The sequence below is a fragment of the Archangium violaceum genome, assembly GCF_016859125.1.
GTDB classification, from domain to species: domain Bacteria; phylum Myxococcota; class Myxococcia; order Myxococcales; family Myxococcaceae; genus Archangium; species Archangium violaceum_A.
Map to the genome: position 1 here is coordinate 7,042,492 of NZ_CP069338.1, position 17,038 is coordinate 7,059,529.

Annotated in this window: 19 protein-coding genes and 1 pseudogene; 13 read left to right on the forward strand and 7 right to left on the reverse strand. The window is 69.3% G+C overall.

The genetic code is table 11. From position 1 onward, the window contains the following. Window positions 1-72: 72 nt before the first annotated feature. From nrfH to JQX13_RS54530, 3 genes and pseudogenes are all read left to right on the forward strand, one after another. A complete protein-coding gene (gene nrfH / locus JQX13_RS30170) occupies window positions 73-600 on the forward strand; it encodes a cytochrome c nitrite reductase small subunit (protein ID WP_203402938.1) in 528 nt (175 codons plus the stop codon). Next, window positions 597-2,021, forward strand: coding sequence for an ammonia-forming cytochrome c nitrite reductase subunit c552 (locus JQX13_RS30175; protein ID WP_203402939.1), 1,425 nt, complete (start codon window positions 597-599; stop codon window positions 2,019-2,021). The genes nrfH and JQX13_RS30175 overlap by 4 nt, the downstream gene beginning before the upstream one ends. A gap of 420 nt (window positions 2,022-2,441) precedes the next feature. Continuing rightward, window positions 2,442-2,744, forward strand: a pseudogene (locus tag JQX13_RS54530) (adenylate/guanylate cyclase domain-containing protein); the annotation flags it as partial. Window positions 2,745-2,840: 96 nt separating this feature from the next. On the opposite strand, the gene JQX13_RS30180 reads toward JQX13_RS54530, so the two are convergent. After that, window positions 2,841-3,479, reverse strand: a complete 639-nt coding sequence (locus JQX13_RS30180) for an SGNH/GDSL hydrolase family protein (RefSeq protein WP_203402940.1) — start codon at window positions 3,477-3,479, stop codon at window positions 2,841-2,843. 117 nt (window positions 3,480-3,596) lie between these two features. On the opposite strand from JQX13_RS30180, the gene JQX13_RS30185 reads away from it, so the two are divergent. Next, entirely contained in the window at window positions 3,597-4,568 is a 972-nt protein-coding gene (locus JQX13_RS30185) for a 3-oxoacyl-[acyl-carrier-protein] synthase III C-terminal domain-containing protein (RefSeq protein WP_203402941.1), read from the forward strand. Window positions 4,569-4,583: 15 nt separating this feature from the next. Here the strand turns inward: JQX13_RS30185 and JQX13_RS30190 are convergent, their stop codons facing one another. Genes JQX13_RS30190 through JQX13_RS30200 form a run of 3 tightly spaced genes read right to left on the reverse strand, consistent with a single transcriptional unit; the run spans window position 4,584 to window position 6,276 of the window. Further along, entirely contained in the window at window positions 4,584-5,150 is a 567-nt protein-coding gene (locus JQX13_RS30190; protein ID WP_239013944.1) for a hypothetical protein, read from the reverse strand. Continuing rightward, window positions 5,150-5,698, reverse strand: coding sequence for an anti-sigma factor family protein (locus JQX13_RS30195; protein ID WP_203402942.1), 549 nt, complete (start codon window positions 5,696-5,698; stop codon window positions 5,150-5,152). The genes JQX13_RS30190 and JQX13_RS30195 overlap by 1 nt, the downstream gene beginning before the upstream one ends. Next, window positions 5,698-6,276 (reverse strand): RNA polymerase sigma factor, encoded by a 579-nt coding sequence (locus JQX13_RS30200; protein ID WP_203412268.1) that lies wholly within the window; start codon window positions 6,274-6,276, stop codon window positions 5,698-5,700. The genes JQX13_RS30195 and JQX13_RS30200 overlap by 1 nt, the downstream gene beginning before the upstream one ends. A 237-nt stretch (window positions 6,277-6,513) precedes the next feature. On the opposite strand from JQX13_RS30200, the gene JQX13_RS30205 reads away from it, so the two are divergent. Continuing rightward, window positions 6,514-6,933 carry a DUF2046 domain-containing protein gene (locus JQX13_RS30205; protein ID WP_203402943.1) on the forward strand — a complete coding sequence of 140 codons (420 nt, stop codon included), beginning with the start codon at window positions 6,514-6,516 and terminating at the stop codon, window positions 6,931-6,933. A gap of 118 nt (window positions 6,934-7,051) precedes the next feature. Continuing rightward, the gene (locus JQX13_RS30210; protein ID WP_203402944.1) at window positions 7,052-7,633 is read left to right on the forward strand and encodes a TIGR02265 family protein; all 582 of its coding nucleotides are present in this window, start codon (window positions 7,052-7,054) and stop codon (window positions 7,631-7,633) included. Here the strand turns inward: JQX13_RS30210 and JQX13_RS30215 are convergent. Then, window positions 7,630-8,097, reverse strand: a complete 468-nt coding sequence (locus JQX13_RS30215; protein WP_203402945.1) for a peroxiredoxin — start codon at window positions 8,095-8,097, stop codon at window positions 7,630-7,632. The two genes, JQX13_RS30210 and JQX13_RS30215, sit on opposite strands and share 4 nt — an antisense overlap. An 81-nt stretch (window positions 8,098-8,178) precedes the next feature. Here JQX13_RS30215 and JQX13_RS30220 point away from each other — a divergent pair, with 81 nt between their 5' ends. From JQX13_RS30220 to JQX13_RS30250, 7 genes are all read left to right on the forward strand, one after another. Next, a complete protein-coding gene (locus JQX13_RS30220) occupies window positions 8,179-9,345 on the forward strand; it encodes a YcaO-like family protein (protein WP_203402946.1) in 1,167 nt (388 codons plus the stop codon). 44 nt (window positions 9,346-9,389) lie between these two features. Next, window positions 9,390-10,520, forward strand: coding sequence for a TfuA-like protein (locus JQX13_RS30225; RefSeq protein WP_430384220.1), 1,131 nt, complete (start codon window positions 9,390-9,392; stop codon window positions 10,518-10,520). A 166-nt stretch (window positions 10,521-10,686) separates the two neighbouring features. Then, a complete protein-coding gene (locus tag JQX13_RS30230; protein WP_203402948.1) occupies window positions 10,687-10,929 on the forward strand; it encodes a hypothetical protein in 243 nt (80 codons plus the stop codon). A gap of 31 nt (window positions 10,930-10,960) precedes the next feature. Next, on the forward strand, window positions 10,961-11,791 hold the full coding sequence (locus JQX13_RS30235; RefSeq protein WP_203402949.1) for a DNA-methyltransferase: 831 nt from the start codon (window positions 10,961-10,963) through the stop codon (window positions 11,789-11,791). A 64-nt stretch (window positions 11,792-11,855) separates the two neighbouring features. Beyond that, on the forward strand, window positions 11,856-13,142 hold the full coding sequence (locus JQX13_RS30240) for a dicarboxylate/amino acid:cation symporter (RefSeq protein WP_203402950.1): 1,287 nt from the start codon (window positions 11,856-11,858) through the stop codon (window positions 13,140-13,142). A 73-nt stretch (window positions 13,143-13,215) separates the two neighbouring features. Beyond that, window positions 13,216-13,698, forward strand: a complete 483-nt coding sequence (locus JQX13_RS30245) for an FKBP-type peptidyl-prolyl cis-trans isomerase (protein WP_203402951.1) — start codon at window positions 13,216-13,218, stop codon at window positions 13,696-13,698. Window positions 13,699-13,764: 66 nt separating this feature from the next. Further along, on the forward strand, window positions 13,765-15,651 hold the full coding sequence (locus JQX13_RS30250) for an OPT family oligopeptide transporter (protein WP_203402952.1): 1,887 nt from the start codon (window positions 13,765-13,767) through the stop codon (window positions 15,649-15,651). A 15-nt stretch (window positions 15,652-15,666) separates the two neighbouring features. Here the strand turns inward: JQX13_RS30250 and JQX13_RS30255 are convergent, their stop codons facing one another. Next, a complete protein-coding gene (locus JQX13_RS30255) occupies window positions 15,667-16,122 on the reverse strand; it encodes a hypothetical protein (protein WP_203402953.1) in 456 nt (151 codons plus the stop codon). 245 nt (window positions 16,123-16,367) lie between these two features. Beyond that, on the reverse strand, window positions 16,368-17,018 hold the full coding sequence (locus JQX13_RS30260) for a hypothetical protein (RefSeq protein ID WP_203402954.1): 651 nt from the start codon (window positions 17,016-17,018) through the stop codon (window positions 16,368-16,370). Window positions 17,019-17,038 lie beyond the last annotated feature (20 nt).

Consider the following 17,038-nt stretch of genomic DNA (forward strand, 5'->3'; position numbering starts at 1 on the left):
CAAATCCTGCATCCAGGAAGTAGGGTTTCCGGGCGGACACCCGTGGCCCGGGAATTGAAATCGCGACGGGCCATGGAACGCGAGGCGGACAGAACGGTGGGAGGTGCCCTGGGCGCCCGGACCTGGCTGTTCATCGCACTGGGCGCGTGCGTGGGCCTCGCCCTCGGTATCGGTGGCTTCACCTTCACCTACGCGAAGGGCTACGCGTACCTCACGAATGATCCGGCCTCCTGCGCCAACTGCCACGTCATGCGCGAGCAGTACGAGGGCTGGATGAAGTCGAGCCACCACGCGGTGGCCACCTGCAATGACTGCCACACGCCGTCGGGCCTGATCGGCAAGTACGCGACCAAGGCGTCCAATGGCTTCTGGCACTCGTTCTATTTCACCACCGGCACCTTCCACGAGCCCATCCAGATCCGCCCTGGCAACCGGGAGGTGACGGAGCAGGCGTGCCGCAAGTGCCACGGCGATCAGGTGGAGCCGCTCGAGGCCCCACACGGCGCCGCGGAGACCTCGTGCCTTCGCTGCCACAACTCGGTGGGCCACCCGGAAGGGCTCGGCCAGCCCGGGCTGACGGCGCAGGAGTCCAGACCATGAGCAACCCCACGACACAACCGGAGCCGAGGCTCCGGAGGACCCGGCTCGTCATCCTCACTGCGGTCATCGCGGCCGTAGGCGCGGTGGCGGCCACCGCCCTGCTGGTGAACATCTCCGAGCGCAAGCAGGAGGCGCGCAACCCCTTCTACCGGGTGGTGGAGCTGGACGACACCATGGAGGACCCGGCCGTCTGGGGGAAGAACTTCCCCCTGCAGTACGACGACTACAAGCGCACGGTGGACCAGGTGCGCACGAAGTACGGCGGCAGCGAGGCCGTGCCGCACACGCCCACCGCGGCGGACCCGCGCTCGGTGGTGGCCCAGTCGCGGCTGGAGGAGGACCCGCGCCTGAAGACGATGTGGGCCGGTTATGCCTTCGCGGTGGACTTCCGCGAGGAGCGCGGCCACGCGTACATGCTGGATGATCAGACGCTCACCGAGCGCCAGCACGTCACGAAGCAGCCCGGCACGTGCATGCACTGCCACGGCTCGGTCTACCTGCCCTACAAGAAGCTCGGGGAGGGCGATCTCATCAAGGGCTTCGAGAAGATGAACCAGATGCCCTACATGGAGGCGCGCAAACTGGTGGATCATCCGGTGGCGTGCATCGACTGCCATGATCCGAAGACGATGGCGCTCCGGGTGACGCGTCCTGGCTTCATCGAGGGCATGCGCGCGCTCAAGGCCGGGCAGGGAGTGCGGGACTACGACGTGAACGCTCAGGCCACGCGCCAGGAGATGCGCTCGTACGTCTGTGGCCAGTGCCACGTCGAGTACTACTTCAAGGGTCCGGAGAAGCGGCTGACGTACCCATGGGCCAAGGGCCTGAACATCGACAACATCATGGCCTACTACGAGGAGAACGGGCACAAGGACTGGGTCCACTCCGAGACGGGCGCGCCTGTGCTCAAGGCCCAGCACCCCGAGTTCGAGATGTACAACCAGGGCATCCATGCCCGCTCGGGCGTGGCCTGCGCCGACTGCCACATGGCCTACAAGCGCGAGGGGGCGATGAAGATCAGCGACCACCACGTGCGCAGCCCGCTGCTCAACATCAACCGGGCCTGCCAGACGTGCCACAAGTGGTCCGAGGAGGAGATGAAGCACCGGGTGGAGATCCTCCAGGACCGGCACCACGCGCTGCGCAACACGGCCATGGACGCGCTGGTGGACCTCATCCACGACGTCAAGGAGCGCAAGCTGGCGGGCGCCACCGACGTCGAGCTGGCCGAGGCTCGGGGCTTCCAGCGCAAGGCCCAGTTCTACCTGGACTTCGTGGAGGCGGAGAACTCCAATGGCTTCCACGCGCCGCAGGAGTCGGCCCGCATCCTCGGCGAGTCCATCAACTACTCTCGCCTGGGTCAGAAGGCGCTGCGCAAGCAGCCGCCGGTACCTCAGCAGGACGCGCGCAAGCTCGAGTAGCGCTTCCCGGGTGTGTCGGGTGCACGACGAACAAACCCTCGACGCGCGTGAAGCCCACTGCAATTCGCGTTTCCACCGCTATTGGTGACAAACCGGTGAACAACGTGCAGGTCCTCGGCAGTGGCCGGCACACGCTCATCTTCGCCCACGGCTTCGGCTCCGAGCAGAGCGCCTGGCGTCATCAGGTCAAGGCGTTCCAGGAGCGCTACCGCATTCAGGGCGGGACTGCTGGGAATCTCCGCCGTGCTGGCCGTCTGCGAGAGGGGCGTGGGGCAGGGCCTGACGTCCCGGTGCCTCGCCCCGCTCCTCTTCGGCCTCGTTGCCCTGCTGCCCGTCTCCGCCGCGTGGTGGGGGGGCGGGGTGGTGTCGGGCTTCGTCCTGTCGCTCCTGGTGTCCGGGTCGCCCGGTGGGGATGCGTACATGGTGGCGGGAGGGTTGCCCCTGCCCACGCCGGACCATGCCGAGGCCATCGCGGAGATGGCGCTGGACATGAGGCGGTTCATCCAGGACTTCAACAGGGGAAAGCGCGTCTCGCTGCGCCTGCGGACCGGCATCAGCACCGGGCCGGTGGTGGCGGGCGTCATCGGCACGAAGAAGTTCACCTACGACCTGTGGGGCGACACGGTGAACACGGCCAGTCGCATGGAATCCCATGGGTTGCCAGGGCACATCCACGTCACGCAGGCCACCTACGAGCGCCTGCGCGACACGTACGTCTTCACCGAGCGGGGCCGCATCCCCATCAAGGGCAAGGGCGAGATGACCACCTACCTGCTCGAGGGACGGAGGAACCGTGCCGCCGTGTCGCCCGGCGGGGTGTCACCCGGCGGCCTGCTCGGAGCTGACGCCGCGCTCGGCGGCCTGGAGCAGGACGGGCCAGAAGTGCTCCGCCATCCGCTGGTAGCCCGTGTCGGAGGGGTGGAAGCCGTCGGCCGAGAAGTAGTCGGCGCTCCCCGACAGCTCCACGCGGCTGGGGGAGTAGAGGTCCACGCCGAAGAGGCCATGGCGGGACACCACTCGGGCGAGCGCCTCGTTGAAGGCCGCGATGCGGGCGGCGATCAGCTCGAGCGGGAGGAAGTGCGTCGCGAGCCGCGCCACGGGAGCGAGTGACATGTCGGGCAGGTTGGCCAGCACCACCGGGGCACCCGTGGACACCAGGCCGCGCGCGATCTGGTCGAGGTTGGACTCCAGCTGGTGGGGCTCCACGCCGCGCCACAGGTCGTTGATGCCCACCGCGAGCGTCACCACGTGGGGGCGCGAGCGGATGGCCTTGGGAAGCTGCCCGGAGAGGACCGTGCCGCTGGTGGCCCCGCTCACGCCCAGGTTGAGCAGGCCCACGCCCGGCCGGGTACGGCGCAGCCGCTGGAAGAGGTGTTCCACGTAGCCGCCGTTGCGCGCGCCCACTCCGACAGCGGAGGAGTCGCCCAGGGCCACGTATCTCAGGGAGAGTGCGCTCATGAGTGTCCTTCCATAGCGGCCTGGAGCCGGGTCCGCAGCGGCGCCCGCCTGCCTTCCTGTCCCTCGGGCATTCGGGAACGCGCGTGGCGGTTCGGGTGTGCTATGGCGCGCCCGGCGATGACGCGTCCTTCGATTTCCTTCCTGGGCTTTGGTGCCGCGCTGCCGGAGCGGGTGCGCACCAGTTCCGATCCCATCTTCGACCGGATTCGCGAGGAGGCCCGAGCAAAGGGGCTGTCCGAAGCCTCGCTCTTCTACGGCAACCGGGAGCACCGATGCCTGGCTCCGGAAGAGTCCCTGGCCGCCCTCACCGCGAAGGCGGGAACCGCGGCGTTGGAGGACGCGGGCATCCGGCCGGATCAGGTGGATCGGCTCTACGGCTACGTCTCCGTGCCCGAGTTCATCACCCCCAACGAGTTGTACGCGGTCCACCGGGAGGTGGGCCTGGGCTCGCATGCGATGGTGGTGCCGGTGCAGGCCGAGTTCGCCAACTTCGTCATGGGCGCCGTGCTGGCCTGGGAGGCGATGCTCGCGGGGCATTCGGAGCGGGCGCTCGTGGCCGTGGGGGCCGGGTGGACGCGCAACGTGGACTACGCGCAGGGGCACGCCTTCGGTATTGGAGATGGGGCGGGCGCGGCGGTGCTCGGGCTCGGGGAGCGGCTCGTCCTGGTGGACTACGCCGTGGACACCTTCAGTGACGAGTACGGGTCCATGACCATGCGCCCCCGTCCCGAGAGCGGCTTCGACAGGCCCGTGTACGGGCTCGAGCCCGCCCGTGGCCTGCGGTCCTTCCTGAACAGCGGCATGGACGGACCACCGAGGCTCGTCGAGCGGCTGCTGCGCAAGCACGGCCTGACCGGGGAAGACATCACCCTCGTTTCACACCAGGCCACGCGGAAGTTGCTCGACCACTGGAACGAGAAGATCCGCCCGCGCGAGTACCTGCACACGCTCGAGGACTGCGGGAACATGGCGCTCGCCTCGATTCCCGTCACCCTGGCCCGTTACCACCGCGAGCTGCGCACGAAGTACCTCGTCCTCTTCGGCATTGGCATCGGCGCGCACCAGATGGCGCTGCTGGTGCGCGTGTAGAGCGAGGCGCCGGCGCTACTGTTGTCCTTCCGTGCCGCGCTGCTGCATGCGCTCCTGGATTCGACGCATGCGCTCCTGCATCCGCTGCTGCATGCGCTCCTGCCGCTCCTTGAGCCGGCCCTCCCGGTCGGCCTTCCTCATCAGCTTCGCCATCTTCCCCTCGTGACGGGCCATGAAGATGGCGAGCTGCGCCCGCTTTTGTGGAGGCAGGTCCTTCGCGAGCGCCTGGTACATGTCGCGATCCAACGCCGTGAGCTGTGCCCGCGCGTCGAATACCCGCTGGATCGCCTGGTCCACCTGCGACTGAGCCGACGCGTCTCCCCGTGCCGCCAGTCTGAGCACCTTCGCGGACTCGCGCACCTGCTTCATCAGGGGCCGGCGGCGCTCGTCGAACTGGCGCATCGTGTCCGCCATCTTCAGGGCCTGGGACTCGTCGAGCCCCAGCTCCTCCGCCAGCCCCATGACCCGCATCATCCGCGTCCGCCGCTCCTCGCGCGCCGCCGCATCACCCTCGGGCGGCGCGGCCAGCGTCACCAGGGGGAGCAGGGTCAGGGTCAGCACCGCCAGTCGAAAGGGCTTCATCACAGGGTCTCTCCAGGGATGGGGGATGAGAGGAGTTCTTCGAGCTCGAGCTCCGAGAGCCCGGCGACGTCCTCGGCGTCCTCCAGGTCCATGTAGGACAGCTCGAGCGCATCGGACAGCGGATCCGTGAGCGCCCACTGCTCCAGCTCCGACTCCGTCTCCTCGACCACGCTGGCGGGGGTCTCCACCTGAGGGGCGAGTGGGGCCGGAGGGGCCACACGGCGCTGAACCACCGGTCCCAGCGCGAACAGCACCACGGCCGCCGCCGCCAGCAGCGCTCCGGTGGTCCGCATCCGTGCCGCCTTCTGGACCTGCTCCCGGCGCCAGGTGCCCACCGCCGTTCGAGGCAGGGCCGCCATCACCGCCTGCTCCCGCGCGGACGGCGGTGGTAGCGCGGCGAGCCCGAGCACGTCGCGGTGGGCCTCGGCCTCGGAGCGGCACGCCGCACAGGATTCCAGGTGCGCGCGCACCCGCGCCTCCTCCTCGGGCTCCAGCGCTCCCGCGGCGAAGAGGGTCAACGACTCGTCTTGATCCCGGCACGCGGACATCAGCGTTCCTCCTCGGGCGTTTCGGTCACCTGCGCCCGGAGGCGCTTCACGGCGTGATGGAAATTCACCTTGGCGTTCGTCTCGGTGATGCCGAGCGTCTCGGCGATGTCTCGGAAGTTGAGCCCGCCGTCCACCCGGAGCGTCAGCACCTCGCGCTGGCGGCGGGGTAGGGTGAGCACCGCCGCGCGGACCCGTCGCTCCTGTTCGGTCCGCTCCAGGGCCTCGTGCGCGGATTCGCCCGGGGCCTCGGTCTCCGGGACGTCCACCACCTGCAACCAACGCCGTCCTTGACGGGCATGGTTCTTCGCCAGGTTGAGCGCGATGCGGATGAGCCAGGCCCGGAAGGGCGCGGGTCCCGAGGGGCTCCAGCGGGAGAAGACCCGGCGCGAGGCCTCCAGGGCTCGCAGGAAGGCCTGCTGGGCGAGGTCCGCGGCGTCCTCGGGCCGGGCCGTGTAGCGCCGCATGAGCGAGAAGACCAGGGTCCGGTGTCGCTCCACGAGCGTGCCGAAGGCCGCCTCGTCACCAGCCAGGAAGGCGTGGCAGAGCGCCTCGTCGCTCGGTTCGATGGCGGCCTCCATCGGCGCCAGGGCTGTCTCCAGGGCCTTCACGCTCCCTACAAACCCTGGGGCTGGCGAAAAGTTAAACGGATTTTTTCGCGGGTGTCCGGGTGACGGGAGAGGTTCTGGGGTGGGGTTGGGACGACACTACTTGAGAGGTTATAAAAAGTTTCGCATCGTCAGCGTGTGCCGCTATCCTGCACGTGTTGGGCCTGGGAAGGCTCGCGCGATGCCCGGGAGGGCGAGGAGGGTGAGGAGATGGCGGAGACGTTTGGGGGCGACATTGGCGTCCAGATCCTGCAGGCCGTGCAGGGTCTAGCGGTCCGGATGGACCGGCTGGAAGCGCGGATGGACAGCCTGGAGTCCGAGGTGAAGGACCTGCAGGCCCGAATGACGAGACAGGAAACGTTGATGGAAATCCTGGGGGCCGAGTTCGTCGCCTGGCGCGGAGAGGTCCAGCAACTCCGCGGGGATGTCCAGCAGCTGAAAGGCGAGGTCCAGCAGCTGAAAGGCGAGGTCCAGCAGCTGCGCACGGAGACGCATGAGGGGTTTCGCCGGGTGAAGGCTCGTCTCGACGTGACGGACGGCACGGTGGTCCTGATGGCCTCGGTGCTGCGCCGGCCAACGGAGCTCGGCGAGGAACTGGAGAGTCATCTGCGGGAAATCGCAGCGCGCTGACGGCGTAAGTCCACCGGGCTCGCCTGGCCGCTCGACTCAGGAAGTCTCCCCAAGCGGGTTGCTGGCCCCATCATGCGGCTGACACAATGAGGAAGGGGCCCTCCGGGGGATCGGCGACATGGCAACGGACAGCGCGGCCGCACGCATCAAGGGAAGTGTTCTCATCGCCCGACTCAAGCTGTTGACGACGCAGGGGGGGTCGGAGCGTCTCCAGGATGTGCTTCAGCGGCTGCCTCCCGCGGATCGCAAGGTCCTCGAGGGCGTCATCATGCCCATTGGCTGGTATCCCCTGGGGCTGAACCTCCGGCTCGACGCGGCCATCGCCGCCTCGCTCTCTCCCAGGGATCGCGGCAAGGCCTTCATCGACATGGGCCGGGCCTCCGCGGAGGACAACCTGAAGGGCCCCCACCACGTGTTCATCCGCAAGGGGGATCCGCATTTCCTCCTCAGCCACGCGCCGGAGATCTACCGGCTCTACTACGCGGTGGGTGAGCGCTCCTACGAGAAGCGAGGGGAGCGGAGCGCGGTGCTGCGCACCGTGGGCGCCGAGATCGTCACCGAGGCGGATTGTCTCACCATCATCGGTTGGCACCAGCGTGCCATCGAGCTGAGCGGCGGCCGCAACGTGCTCGTCGGGCACCCCAAGTGCCGTGCCCGCGGCAACGGCCACTGCGAGTACCACTGCACCTGGGAGGTCTAGGCTCCCGCCGTGGGGAGCGGGTGCTCCCGCAGGTAGCGCAGCACGTCGTCCAGGTGCTTGTAGACGCGCACCTCGTGGCGGATGACGGACTCGATGACACCCTCCGGGCCGATGATGTAGGTGACGCGCCGGTCCACTCTCAGTACGGGCCAGAGCACGTCATAGGCCTTGCTGATGGTGCGCGCCTCGTCACCCAGCAGGGAGAAGTGGATGTCCTCCTGCTCGGCGAACTCGCATTGCGTCTTCACCGTGTCCACCGACACACCCACCAGTTCCGCCCCGAGCGACTGGATGCGCTCGTGGTTGTCCCGGAAGTGCCGCGTTTCCTCGGTGCAGGCGATGGTGAAGGCCTTGGGGAAGAAGAAGAGGACGACCCGCCGCCCCCTCAGGGCGGAGAGCGAGAAGGGACGTCCCTGACAATCGGTGCCGGTGAAGTCCGGGGCGGCTTGTCCCACTTCGAGCATCTTCTTCGGCCTCCTGGGCCCGGTCTCCCCTAGCATGCTTCCCGCTGATACGACCACGCTCACCCAACACCGAGCTCTTCCGTGGCCCTCCCTCTCTCCGTTCCCTTGACTTCCTCCTTCCTCGAACGGCTTGCCCGTGCGCTCGGCGTCACCCGTGTGGCGCGGGTGACCGGGTTGGACCGGGCCGGGGTGGAGGTGGCCGCCGCGGTGCGTCCAGGTGGCTATGTGCTGCAGGTGTGCAATGGCAAGGGCCTGGATTTCCAGGCCGCTTCGGCTGGAGCCCTCCTGGAGACGGCGGAGCTGTGGGCCGCGGAGACGGTGCCGCGGGGGCGGCTCGTCTGGGGGACGCTGGAGGGGTTGGATGCCCAGGGGCTCTCCGTCTGGGGCGCCGAGGCCCTGGGGAGCCGGGGCGGCGTGGTCGTTCCCCGCCTGTGGGGCCGGGAGGTGCGCTGCGCCTGGTGCGAGGCAACCGAGCTGCACTCCGGTGAGCCCGTGCTCGTCCCCGCCCAGGGGGTGTATTGCCCGCCCACGGGGGCGCCAGCTCTCGGCCCGGTGAGTGTGCAGTGGACGAGCAACGGCTCGGGTGCCCATCCCGAGCGGTCGAGGGCTCTCCTGCATGCGCTGCTGGAGGCGACGGAGAGGGATCAGCTCGCGCGCCTGCTGCCAGAGGGCTGGACGGAGGAGGCGCTCCGCTCGCGCATGCTGCGCCCGGGTGGGCTGGAGCAGGGCGCCCCTCGCACGGCGGCCCTCGCGCGGGCCCTGGGGGAGCGCGGCTTCGCCGTCTACCTCTTCGATCTCTCGCCCGGCGCGCGGGCGCCCGGTGCGGTGGGCCTGCCCGTGGGCGCGGCGCTGCTCGTGGACCAGGAGCAGGGACCGGTGCCCCTGGCGGCGGGTTACGCGTGCGCGCTGGGGAGGGAGCAGGCGCTGCTCGGGGCCTTGCTGGAGGCGGCGCAGTCGCGGCTGACCGACATCCACGGCGCGCGCGAGGACGTGGCCGCGGTGGACCACGAGTCCGCCCTGGCCCTGGCCTCCGCGTGTGCCGAGGTCCGCCCGCGACGGGCCGTGGAGGCCATGCCCGACCGCTCCGGCGCGGTGTCCTCTCCAGAGGAAGCGGTGCGCGAAGTGCTGGCCCGGCTCGGCAAGGCGGGCTTCACCCGGGCCGCCGCCATCGAGCTGGAGGCCCCTCTCCCCGGACTCCACGTGGTGCGCGTGGTGGTGCCGGGCCTGCTCGTCTCGGAGCTGCTGTGAAACGTCCCAATCCCGATGAGCTCATCGTCTTCCTCGGCCCCTCGATGCCGGAGGAAGAGGCGCTGGCGCTGGCACCCTGCCGCGTGCTGCCACCGGCGCGCCAGGGGGACATCTGGCGGGCACTCACGCTGCGTCCGAAGGCCATCGCGCTGGTGGATGGTGTCTTCGAGGCACAGCCCTCCGTCTGGCACCACGAGCTGCTGGCCGCGCTCGATGCCGGAGTGGCGGTGTTCGGCGGGGGCAGCATGGGGGCCCTGCGCGCGGCGGAGCTCGCGGTGCACGGCATGGTGGGCGTGGGCCACATCTTCGAGGCGTACCGCCGGGGAGAGCTGGTGGATGACTCCGAGGTGGCGTTGCTCCACGCCGAGGCGGAGCACGGCTTCCGGGCCCTGACGGTGCCGCTCGTCAACGTGCGCCACGTGGCCCGGCTGGCCCGGCGCGCGCGGATTCTGTCTCCGCGTGAGGCCCAGTCCCTGGTGGACGCGGCGGCGGCGATCTTCTACCAGGATCGCACCTGGCCCCGGATGCTGGCGGCCGTGGGCGGCTCGTGGCGTCCGGCCACCCGGGCGAAGTGGGAGGCCTGGGCCGCCGGAGGACTCGAGGACCTCAAGCGCGAGGATGCCCGGGCCTGCATCCTGGCCGCCGCGGCCTTCGTGGCCTCCGGAGCGCCAGCCCCCACGCGCGAGCGGACCCGCCGGCCCCCGCCGTCCTCGTACGTGCGTCGCCGCCGCCTCGTGGAGGGACTGTGCGCGACGGAGTCGGGCCTCGTGTCCTCGGAGGAGGTGCTCGAACAACTGCGTGCCGCACCCGACGCGGGGGAGCTGGCGGAGGAGGGCCTGCGCCGGGCACTGCTCGCGGGGTGGGCCCGCACGCTGGGGCTCGCCCCCTCCGCCGAGGAGGTGGCGCGGGCCGAAGCGGATTGGTGGGCGCGCCTCGGCGTCGCTCGGGCGTCGCGCGAGGAGTACCTGGCCGCTTGTGGCCTGGATGCGCACGAGCTGCGGCGGCTGTGCGAGGATCGCGCGTTGGAGCGGCTCACGCTCGAGCACGCGTCGCGGTTGCTGCCGGATGGACCTTCGTGGGACGAGGCGCTCGCGACCGAGGCGCGTCTCCGCGGCCGTTGGGTGGAGGAGGCCCAGCGGTTCGGTGCCCCGAGGCGGAGCCGGCGCAAGCGGTGAGCCCGCGGCGAGCTGCGCAGGGGCTGGAGGGAGATGTGCATCAGCCAACGGCAGGAAGGTCCGCGAGGTGAGCGCCTCGTGCTCGTTCCGGTGGGCGGGGGGTCCGTGTGTGGTTACGTAGAGGGATGCGGCGCGGGGGGGATTTCGCGCTGGAGGCAGCGAGACGATGGCCCGGATATGCCAGGATGAGGTGGGTCGCTGTGACTTCCTCGACGTGCTCGAGGAGGCGGTTCTGAAGCACCGGCCGGTGGCGGTCCAGCTGCGAGAGGGCGAGGCCTTCATCGATCTGGTGGTGGACGTGGTCACCGAGCAGGGGGACGACTTCGCCATCTTCAAGTCGCACGAGCGGGTGTCCGTGGGTCGGATTCTCGCCGTCACGCGGGCCGGGCCGGTCGCGGCGCGGTGGTGAAGCGGGGCGGCTGGGGTAGGGTGCACGCCGGATGAATCCTCACGACGAGAGCGAGACCTTCCGCTGCGTGCGGGCCGATGCCCGGGAGCCCGGGGGATACCGGACGGTGCTGGGGGAGGCGAAGGCCACCTTCCTGCACACGGATCCGCCGTATTGCCTGCTCACGCGGCGCCGCAAGGGGGGGGACCTGAGGGATCCCCGCGCGAACAAGAAAATCGATCGCAACCCCATCGTGCGCTTCGAGACGGTGCGCGACTACCGGGCCTTCACCGAGGCGTGGATGACGCGAGCGGTGGCGCACCTCACTCCGGACGCCACGATGGCCATCTGGACGAACCTGTTGGGCAAGGAGCCCATCCTCGCGGTGGCGCGCTCGCTGGGTTTCGGGCACCTGCGGGGCGAGTACGTCTGGGGCAAGCGCACCACGGACAAGAACGCCAACGAGCAGCTGCTGCGCGTCTACGAGGTGGCGCTGGTGTTCTCGCGCACTCCCGCGCCCCCCCTGGCGCCAGGGGAGCTGCCCACCGTCTGGGCGGTGGTGGGGGGCTACGACGACGACGCCGAGGCGGCGCGCTGGGGCAACCATCCCCACCACAAGCCCTTCTCCGTGCTGGAGCCCCTGGTACGCACCTGGAGCCGCCCGGGGGACTGGGTGTTGGACCCGTTCGCGGGCAGCGGCTCCATGCCCTCGGCGGCGCTGCGGCTGGGGCGCAAGGCGGCGTGCATGGAGGTGGAGCCGGAGTGGGCCGAGCGGGTGGCCGGGCGGCTCCGTGAGACGGCGAGCGAGCTGGCTCGGGGGCCAGGGGTTCGGCCGGAGACAGCTCCCGACGAGAAGGTATCCGCCACCCCGAATCATCGGTAGTGTTCTCCGCCCCCCTGGGCTCCAGGGGGCGTTTCCCCCCAGCAACACGCGAAGAGGCACCCGGATGAAGCAGCACCAGAAGATGCTCCTGGGCATCGTCATCGGTACGGTGGCGGGAATCGCCGCCAACACCCTGGCGGGCGGCTCGCCATGGCTCGACTGGGTGGTGACGAACATCACCTCGCTGGTGGGGCAGATCTTCCTCCGGTTGCTGCTGATGCTGGTGGTGCCGCTGCTCTTCTCCGCGCTGGTGACGGGCGTGTGCGAGCTGGACCTGAAGCAGCTCGGCCGGCTGGGCCTGCGGACCATGGGCTACACCGTGGTGGTCTCCAGCATCGCGGTACTCATCGGGCTGCTGCTGGTCAACACGCTCCAGCCGGGCGTGGGGCTGAGCGAGGAGGCGCGCGCGCAGGCGATGAAGGGCACCGCGGTGAAGGCCGCCCCGTCTCCGAGCGACACCTCGGTGCCCTCGCTGATCGCCTCGATGATTCCCACCAACCCGCTGAAGGCGGCGGCCGACGGGGACATGATCGCCCTCATCGTCTTCTCGCTCATCTTCGGCCTGGGGCTCGCCCTGACGGACACCCCGGCGGTGAGGCGGCTGCGCGAGACGATCCAGGGCCTGCACGACGTGATGATGCGGCTCATCGACGGGGTGCTGAAGCTGGCGCCCTTCGGCGTGGGCGCGCTGCTCTTCAGCATGATGGCGCGCCTGGGCGTGGGCGTGCTGATGCAGGTGGCTTCCTACGTGGGCGTGGTGCTGCTGGCGCTCGGGCTGCACATGTTCGGTGTGTACTCGCTGTCGGTGCGCTTCCTCGGGGGGCGCAACCCACAGGGCTTCTTCCGCGACTGCCGCCTGGCCATCGTCACCGCCTTCTCCACCGCGTCCTCCAGCGCCACGCTGCCCACCGCGCTGAAGGTGGCCGAGGAGAACCTCAAGCTGCCTCGCAACGTGTCGCGCTTCGTGCTCACCGCCGGCTCGGCGATGAACCAGAACGGCACCGCGCTCTTCGAGGGCGTCACCGTGCTCTTCCTGGCCCAGGTGTTCGGCGTGCAGCTGAGCCTGGCGGATCAGACCATCGTGATGTTCATCTGCGTCCTGGCGGGCATTGGCACCGCGGGCGTGCCGGCCGGCTCCATCCCCGTCATCGCGATGATCCTCGGCCTCTTCAAGATTCCCCCCGAGGGGCTCGCGCTGGTGCTGGGCGTGGATCGCTTCCTCGACATGTGCCGCACCACGCTCAACGTGACGGGGGACCTGGCCGCCGCCGTCTACGTTTCCCGAGGCGAGCCCATGACCGAGGCCGAACCCGAGGGCTCCCGGCTCGAGCCCGAATCGTCCGCTTCCTGAGCTTCCGGACAGGTTCGGGGTTGCCCCGGCCCATCAGGTGTCCCATACCCGTAGGAACAGAAGGAGCAGCCACATGAAGGTGTCCAAGGGAAGTGTCGTCTCGTTGGAGTACCGGTTGCACCTCGGGGATGGGCAGGTCATCGACGAGAGTGAGCCCGGACAACCGCTCGCCTACATGCATGGTCGTGGGCAGATCGTCCCGGGACTCGAGGGACAGCTCGAGGGAATGTCCGCCGGCGAGTCGAAGAAGGTGGTGGTGCCGCCTTCCCAGGGCTACGGCGAGCACGATGCGCGCGGCCTCCAGGAGGTGCCCCGCGGCATGTTCCCGCCCAATGCCCAGCTCCAGCCCGGCCTGAGCATCACCGCGCAGACGGCGGAAGGGGATGTCATCCCCATCACCATTCGCGAGGTGAAGGGCGAGACGGTGGTGGTGGACCTCAACCACCCGCTGGCGGGCAAGACGCTCCACTTCGATGTGACGGTGCGTGAAGTGCGTGCGGCCACCGCCGAGGAGAACGAGCACGGCCACGCCCACGGGCCTGGCGGCGCGCATTGAGCGGGCGCCCGAGGGAGCGATCCTCACTCGTCGGGTAGGGGGTGTTCCGATATCCTCGGACCTCCCATGAGTCAGCCCGCCTCGCCCTCTCCTCAGCAGCTCCAGATTCCGCCCGGGCCCGCGCCCCAGCCGGCGCCCGCCGTCGCGACCCAGGACCCCGAGCGCTACTGGCTCGAGAACGTCTACAAGGGCGGCGAGCGCCAGCTCACCGTGCGCGCCGTCATCGCCGGCATGGTGATTGGCGCGGTGATGTGCCTGTCCAACCTGTACGTCATCCTCAAGACGGGCTGGAGCCTGGGCGTCACCATCACCGCGTGCATCCTCGCCTTCGCCTCCTTCGGCATGCTGCGAGGCGTGGGGTTGCTGAGGACGGACTTCACCACGCTCGAGAACAACGCCATGGGCTCGGTGGCCTCGGCGGCGGGGTACATGACGGGCGGCGGCAACATGGCGGCCGTGCCCGCGCTGTTGATGCTCACCGGGACGCTTCCTCCCTCGGGGTGGCTGGTGGCGTGGTTCGCGGTGGTGTCCGCGCTGGGCGTCTTCGCCGCCATCCCCATCAAACGGCAGCTCATCAACATCGAACAGCTCCCGTTCCCCACGGGCACCGCCACCGCCGAGACGCTCCAGGCGCTCCATGGGCATGACGAGCGCTCGCGCGGAAAGGCGCGCTACCTGGGCATCGCGGGCCTGATTGGCGCCGTCATCGCCTTCTGGCGGGATGCCAAGGCCTCGTGGCTGGTGTGGAACCTGCCCGCGAAGCTGAGCCTGCCCTTCACCATTGGCGGCAAGCCCGCGGGGGCGTGGACGCTCTCGTTGGACCTGAGCCTGCTGCTGGTGGGCGCCGGGGCGCTGGTGAGCTTCAAGACGGGCTGGTCCATGTTGCTGGGCGCCGTGCTCAACTACGGCTTCCTGGCCCCGGAGATGGTCCGCCGCGGCGTCATCCCCGAGGTCTCGTACAAGGCCATCAACGCCTGGGCGCTGTGGACGGGGGCCTCGGTGCTCGTCTCCTCGGGCCTTTTGTCCTTCGCCTTCCAGTGGCGCAGCGTGGCGAAGTCCTTCAAGGCGCTCTCGGGCCTCTTCGGGAAGAAGGCCGAGGAGGAGAAGGATCCCCTCGCCGACATCGAATGCCCGCCCACGTGGTTCCCGCTGGGCTTCCTGGTGCTCGGCCCGGTGGTGGTGGCGCTGATGGCCTACCTCTTCCAGATTCCGTGGTGGGCGGGCGTCATCGCCCTGCCGCTGTCCGTGGTGATGGGCGTCATCGCCTCGCGCGTCACGGGTGAGACGGATACCACGCCGACCAAGGCGCTCGGGCCGGTGACCCAGCTCATCTACGGAGGCCTGCTGCCCGGCAACCTCACCGCCAACGTGATGAGCGCCAACGCCACGGGTGGCGTGGGCCTGCACTCGGCGGACCTGCTCACGGACCTCAAGTCCGGGTGGTTGCTCGGTGCCAACCCGCGCCAGCAGTTCTTCGCCCAGCTCTTCGGCGTGGTGGCCGGGGCGGCGGTGGTGGTGCCCGCGTTCAACCTGCTCGTGCCGAGCGCGGAGGTGTTGGGCACCGAGGAGTTCCCCGCGCCCTCCTCTCTGGTGTGGGCCGGCGTGTCGAAGATGCTGATGAACGGGGTGAGCATGCTGCACACGTCCGCGCGGATCGGCGCGCTGTGCGGCCTGGCGTTGGGCGTGGCGCTGGTGCTGCTGGATCGTTGGGCTCCGAAGAAGGCGAAGCCCTTCATTCCTTCCGCGTCGGGCCTGGGCCTGGCCATGGTGATTCCGGGCGCCAGCTCCATCAGCTTCTTCCTCGGCGCGGCCATCGCCGAGTTCCTGCGTCGCAAGCAGGCGAAGCTGGCGGAGGCCACCGTGCTCCCCGTGAGCTCGGGCTTCATCGCAGGTGAGAGCCTCATGGGCATCGCCGTGGCGATGCTCAAGGCCTTCGGGATGATGCCCAAGTAGGCACCACGCTCCGGGTTACCTGCCGCGTGACCCGGAGTCCGAGGACTGCTCGGCGACATAGATGATCAGGGGAACCTTGTACTTCTCTCGCTCATCGGGGGCGCCTGTCACCACCTTCACCCGGTGGAAGGTCCCGAGCTTGGAGACCCGCGACCGCATCTCCTCGAGTGTGCTCACCGTGCAGGCCCTGTCCTGCGTGAGCGCGCTTTTCGCCGCCTGGGTGATGCGTACGGGTGACACCTTCGGGTTTTCGTCAACGCTCACGAAAATGCTGCCGATCCGATAGGGCGTCCCGAGCTGGATGCTCAGGCGGGGCAGGGCGGCTCCGGTCGCGGTATCTCCCTGGCTCGTCACACGCGCTTCCGGCCAGCAGAGGGCCCGGAGCCGACTCTCGACGAGCTGCGCCGCGAGCTCCTGGCACTCCGAGAGCTCCGAGCTGCCCACCGCCTGCACGGGGAGGTCCGCGAGCACCAGATGACGAAAGGCCGCGGGCAGCTCGTCGATCCTGGTGACCTGGTCCGGGGCGAGCGAGGCCGTGCTCGTGGGCTGGCACTACCTCTGAATGAAGAACGTGGTGTTGACGCGCTCGAGCACCAGCCGGGTGTTTCCCAACTGTGTACCGGTGGTACTGGCGGCCAGCGAGAGACCGAGGACGGCAAGGGGAGTGTGTCGGAACATGCGCGGGTTTATAGCTCTCGTGAGAGTGCCGGAGCTCCTCACTTCTTGTTCGGGTCCGCGGGCGCCTGCTCCTTCGGGGGCGCCGGAGCCGTCTCCTTGACGTCGATGAGCAGCGTCACCTGCTTCTGCTCGCTGTCGGCCGGGCCCGATTCGACCAGCACCTGGTGGAAGCTCCCGAGCTTGGAGACCTGCTCGCGGATCTTCTCGAGCGTCTTCGTCGTACACGCCTTGTCCTTGGGGAGGGCACTCTTCGCCGCTTCGATGATGCGCGCCGGTGGCACCTTCGCGTCCTTCTCCTGGGTCACCCAGATGATGGTGCCGACCTGGTAGCGCGCCCCGAGCTGGACGCTCAGCTGGGGCTGCGCGGTCACTCGCGCCTCGACCCAGCAGAGGGAGTGAAGCCGCTTCTCGAGGAGCCGGGCCGCGACGTCCTCGCACCGCACGCGCTCCGTGCTCCCCTCGGCTTGCAGGGGGAGATTCGCGAGCACGCTTTCCCGGAGGGCCGAAGGCAGCTCGTCGAGCCCGGTGACCTGCTCCCGGGTGAGCGAGCCCGTGCTCGTGGGCTTGCACTGTTCCTGACGGAAGAACCTGTTGTCGACGCGCTGGAGCACCTCTCGGGTGTTGTGTTGTTGCGTGGCACAGGCCGCCAACGTGAGGCCGAGGAGGGCGGGAAGGGTGCGATGGCTCATGAGGAATGCTTGTAACGCAC

Excerpts from the sequence above, each read along its gene's own strand:
- JQX13_RS30215 (WP_203402945.1), bottom strand. The coding sequence starts at position 8,097 with ATGCTCGAAGTGGGACAAGCCGCCCCGGACTTCACCGGCACCGATTGT.
- nrfH (WP_203402938.1), top strand. The coding sequence starts at position 73 with ATGGAACGCGAGGCGGACAGAACGGTGGGAGGTGCCCTGGGCGCCCGG.
- JQX13_RS30185 (WP_203402941.1), top strand. The coding sequence starts at position 3,597 with ATGACGCGTCCTTCGATTTCCTTCCTGGGCTTTGGTGCCGCGCTGCCG.
- JQX13_RS30250 (WP_203402952.1), top strand. The coding sequence starts at position 13,765 with ATGAGTCAGCCCGCCTCGCCCTCTCCTCAGCAGCTCCAGATTCCGCCC.
- JQX13_RS30230 (WP_203402948.1), top strand. The coding sequence starts at position 10,687 with ATGGCCCGGATATGCCAGGATGAGGTGGGTCGCTGTGACTTCCTCGAC.
- JQX13_RS30180 (WP_203402940.1), bottom strand. The coding sequence starts at position 3,479 with ATGAGCGCACTCTCCCTGAGATACGTGGCCCTGGGCGACTCCTCCGCT.
- JQX13_RS30195 (WP_203402942.1), bottom strand. The coding sequence starts at position 5,698 with ATGTCCGCGTGCCGGGATCAAGACGAGTCGTTGACCCTCTTCGCCGCG.
- JQX13_RS30210 (WP_203402944.1), top strand. The coding sequence starts at position 7,052 with ATGGCAACGGACAGCGCGGCCGCACGCATCAAGGGAAGTGTTCTCATC.
- JQX13_RS30225 (WP_430384220.1), top strand. The coding sequence starts at position 9,390 with ATGCCGGAGGAAGAGGCGCTGGCGCTGGCACCCTGCCGCGTGCTGCCA.
- JQX13_RS30235 (WP_203402949.1), top strand. The coding sequence starts at position 10,961 with ATGAATCCTCACGACGAGAGCGAGACCTTCCGCTGCGTGCGGGCCGAT.
- JQX13_RS30205 (WP_203402943.1), top strand. The coding sequence starts at position 6,514 with ATGGCGGAGACGTTTGGGGGCGACATTGGCGTCCAGATCCTGCAGGCC.
- JQX13_RS30240 (WP_203402950.1), top strand. The coding sequence starts at position 11,856 with ATGAAGCAGCACCAGAAGATGCTCCTGGGCATCGTCATCGGTACGGTG.
- JQX13_RS30200 (WP_203412268.1), bottom strand. The coding sequence starts at position 6,276 with ATGGAGGCCGCCATCGAACCGAGCGACGAGGCGCTCTGCCACGCCTTC.
- JQX13_RS30190 (WP_239013944.1), bottom strand. The coding sequence starts at position 5,150 with ATGAAGCCCTTTCGACTGGCGGTGCTGACCCTGACCCTGCTCCCCCTG.
- JQX13_RS30245 (WP_203402951.1), top strand. The coding sequence starts at position 13,216 with ATGAAGGTGTCCAAGGGAAGTGTCGTCTCGTTGGAGTACCGGTTGCAC.
- JQX13_RS30175 (WP_203402939.1), top strand. The coding sequence starts at position 597 with ATGAGCAACCCCACGACACAACCGGAGCCGAGGCTCCGGAGGACCCGG.
- JQX13_RS30260 (WP_203402954.1), bottom strand. The coding sequence starts at position 17,018 with ATGAGCCATCGCACCCTTCCCGCCCTCCTCGGCCTCACGTTGGCGGCC.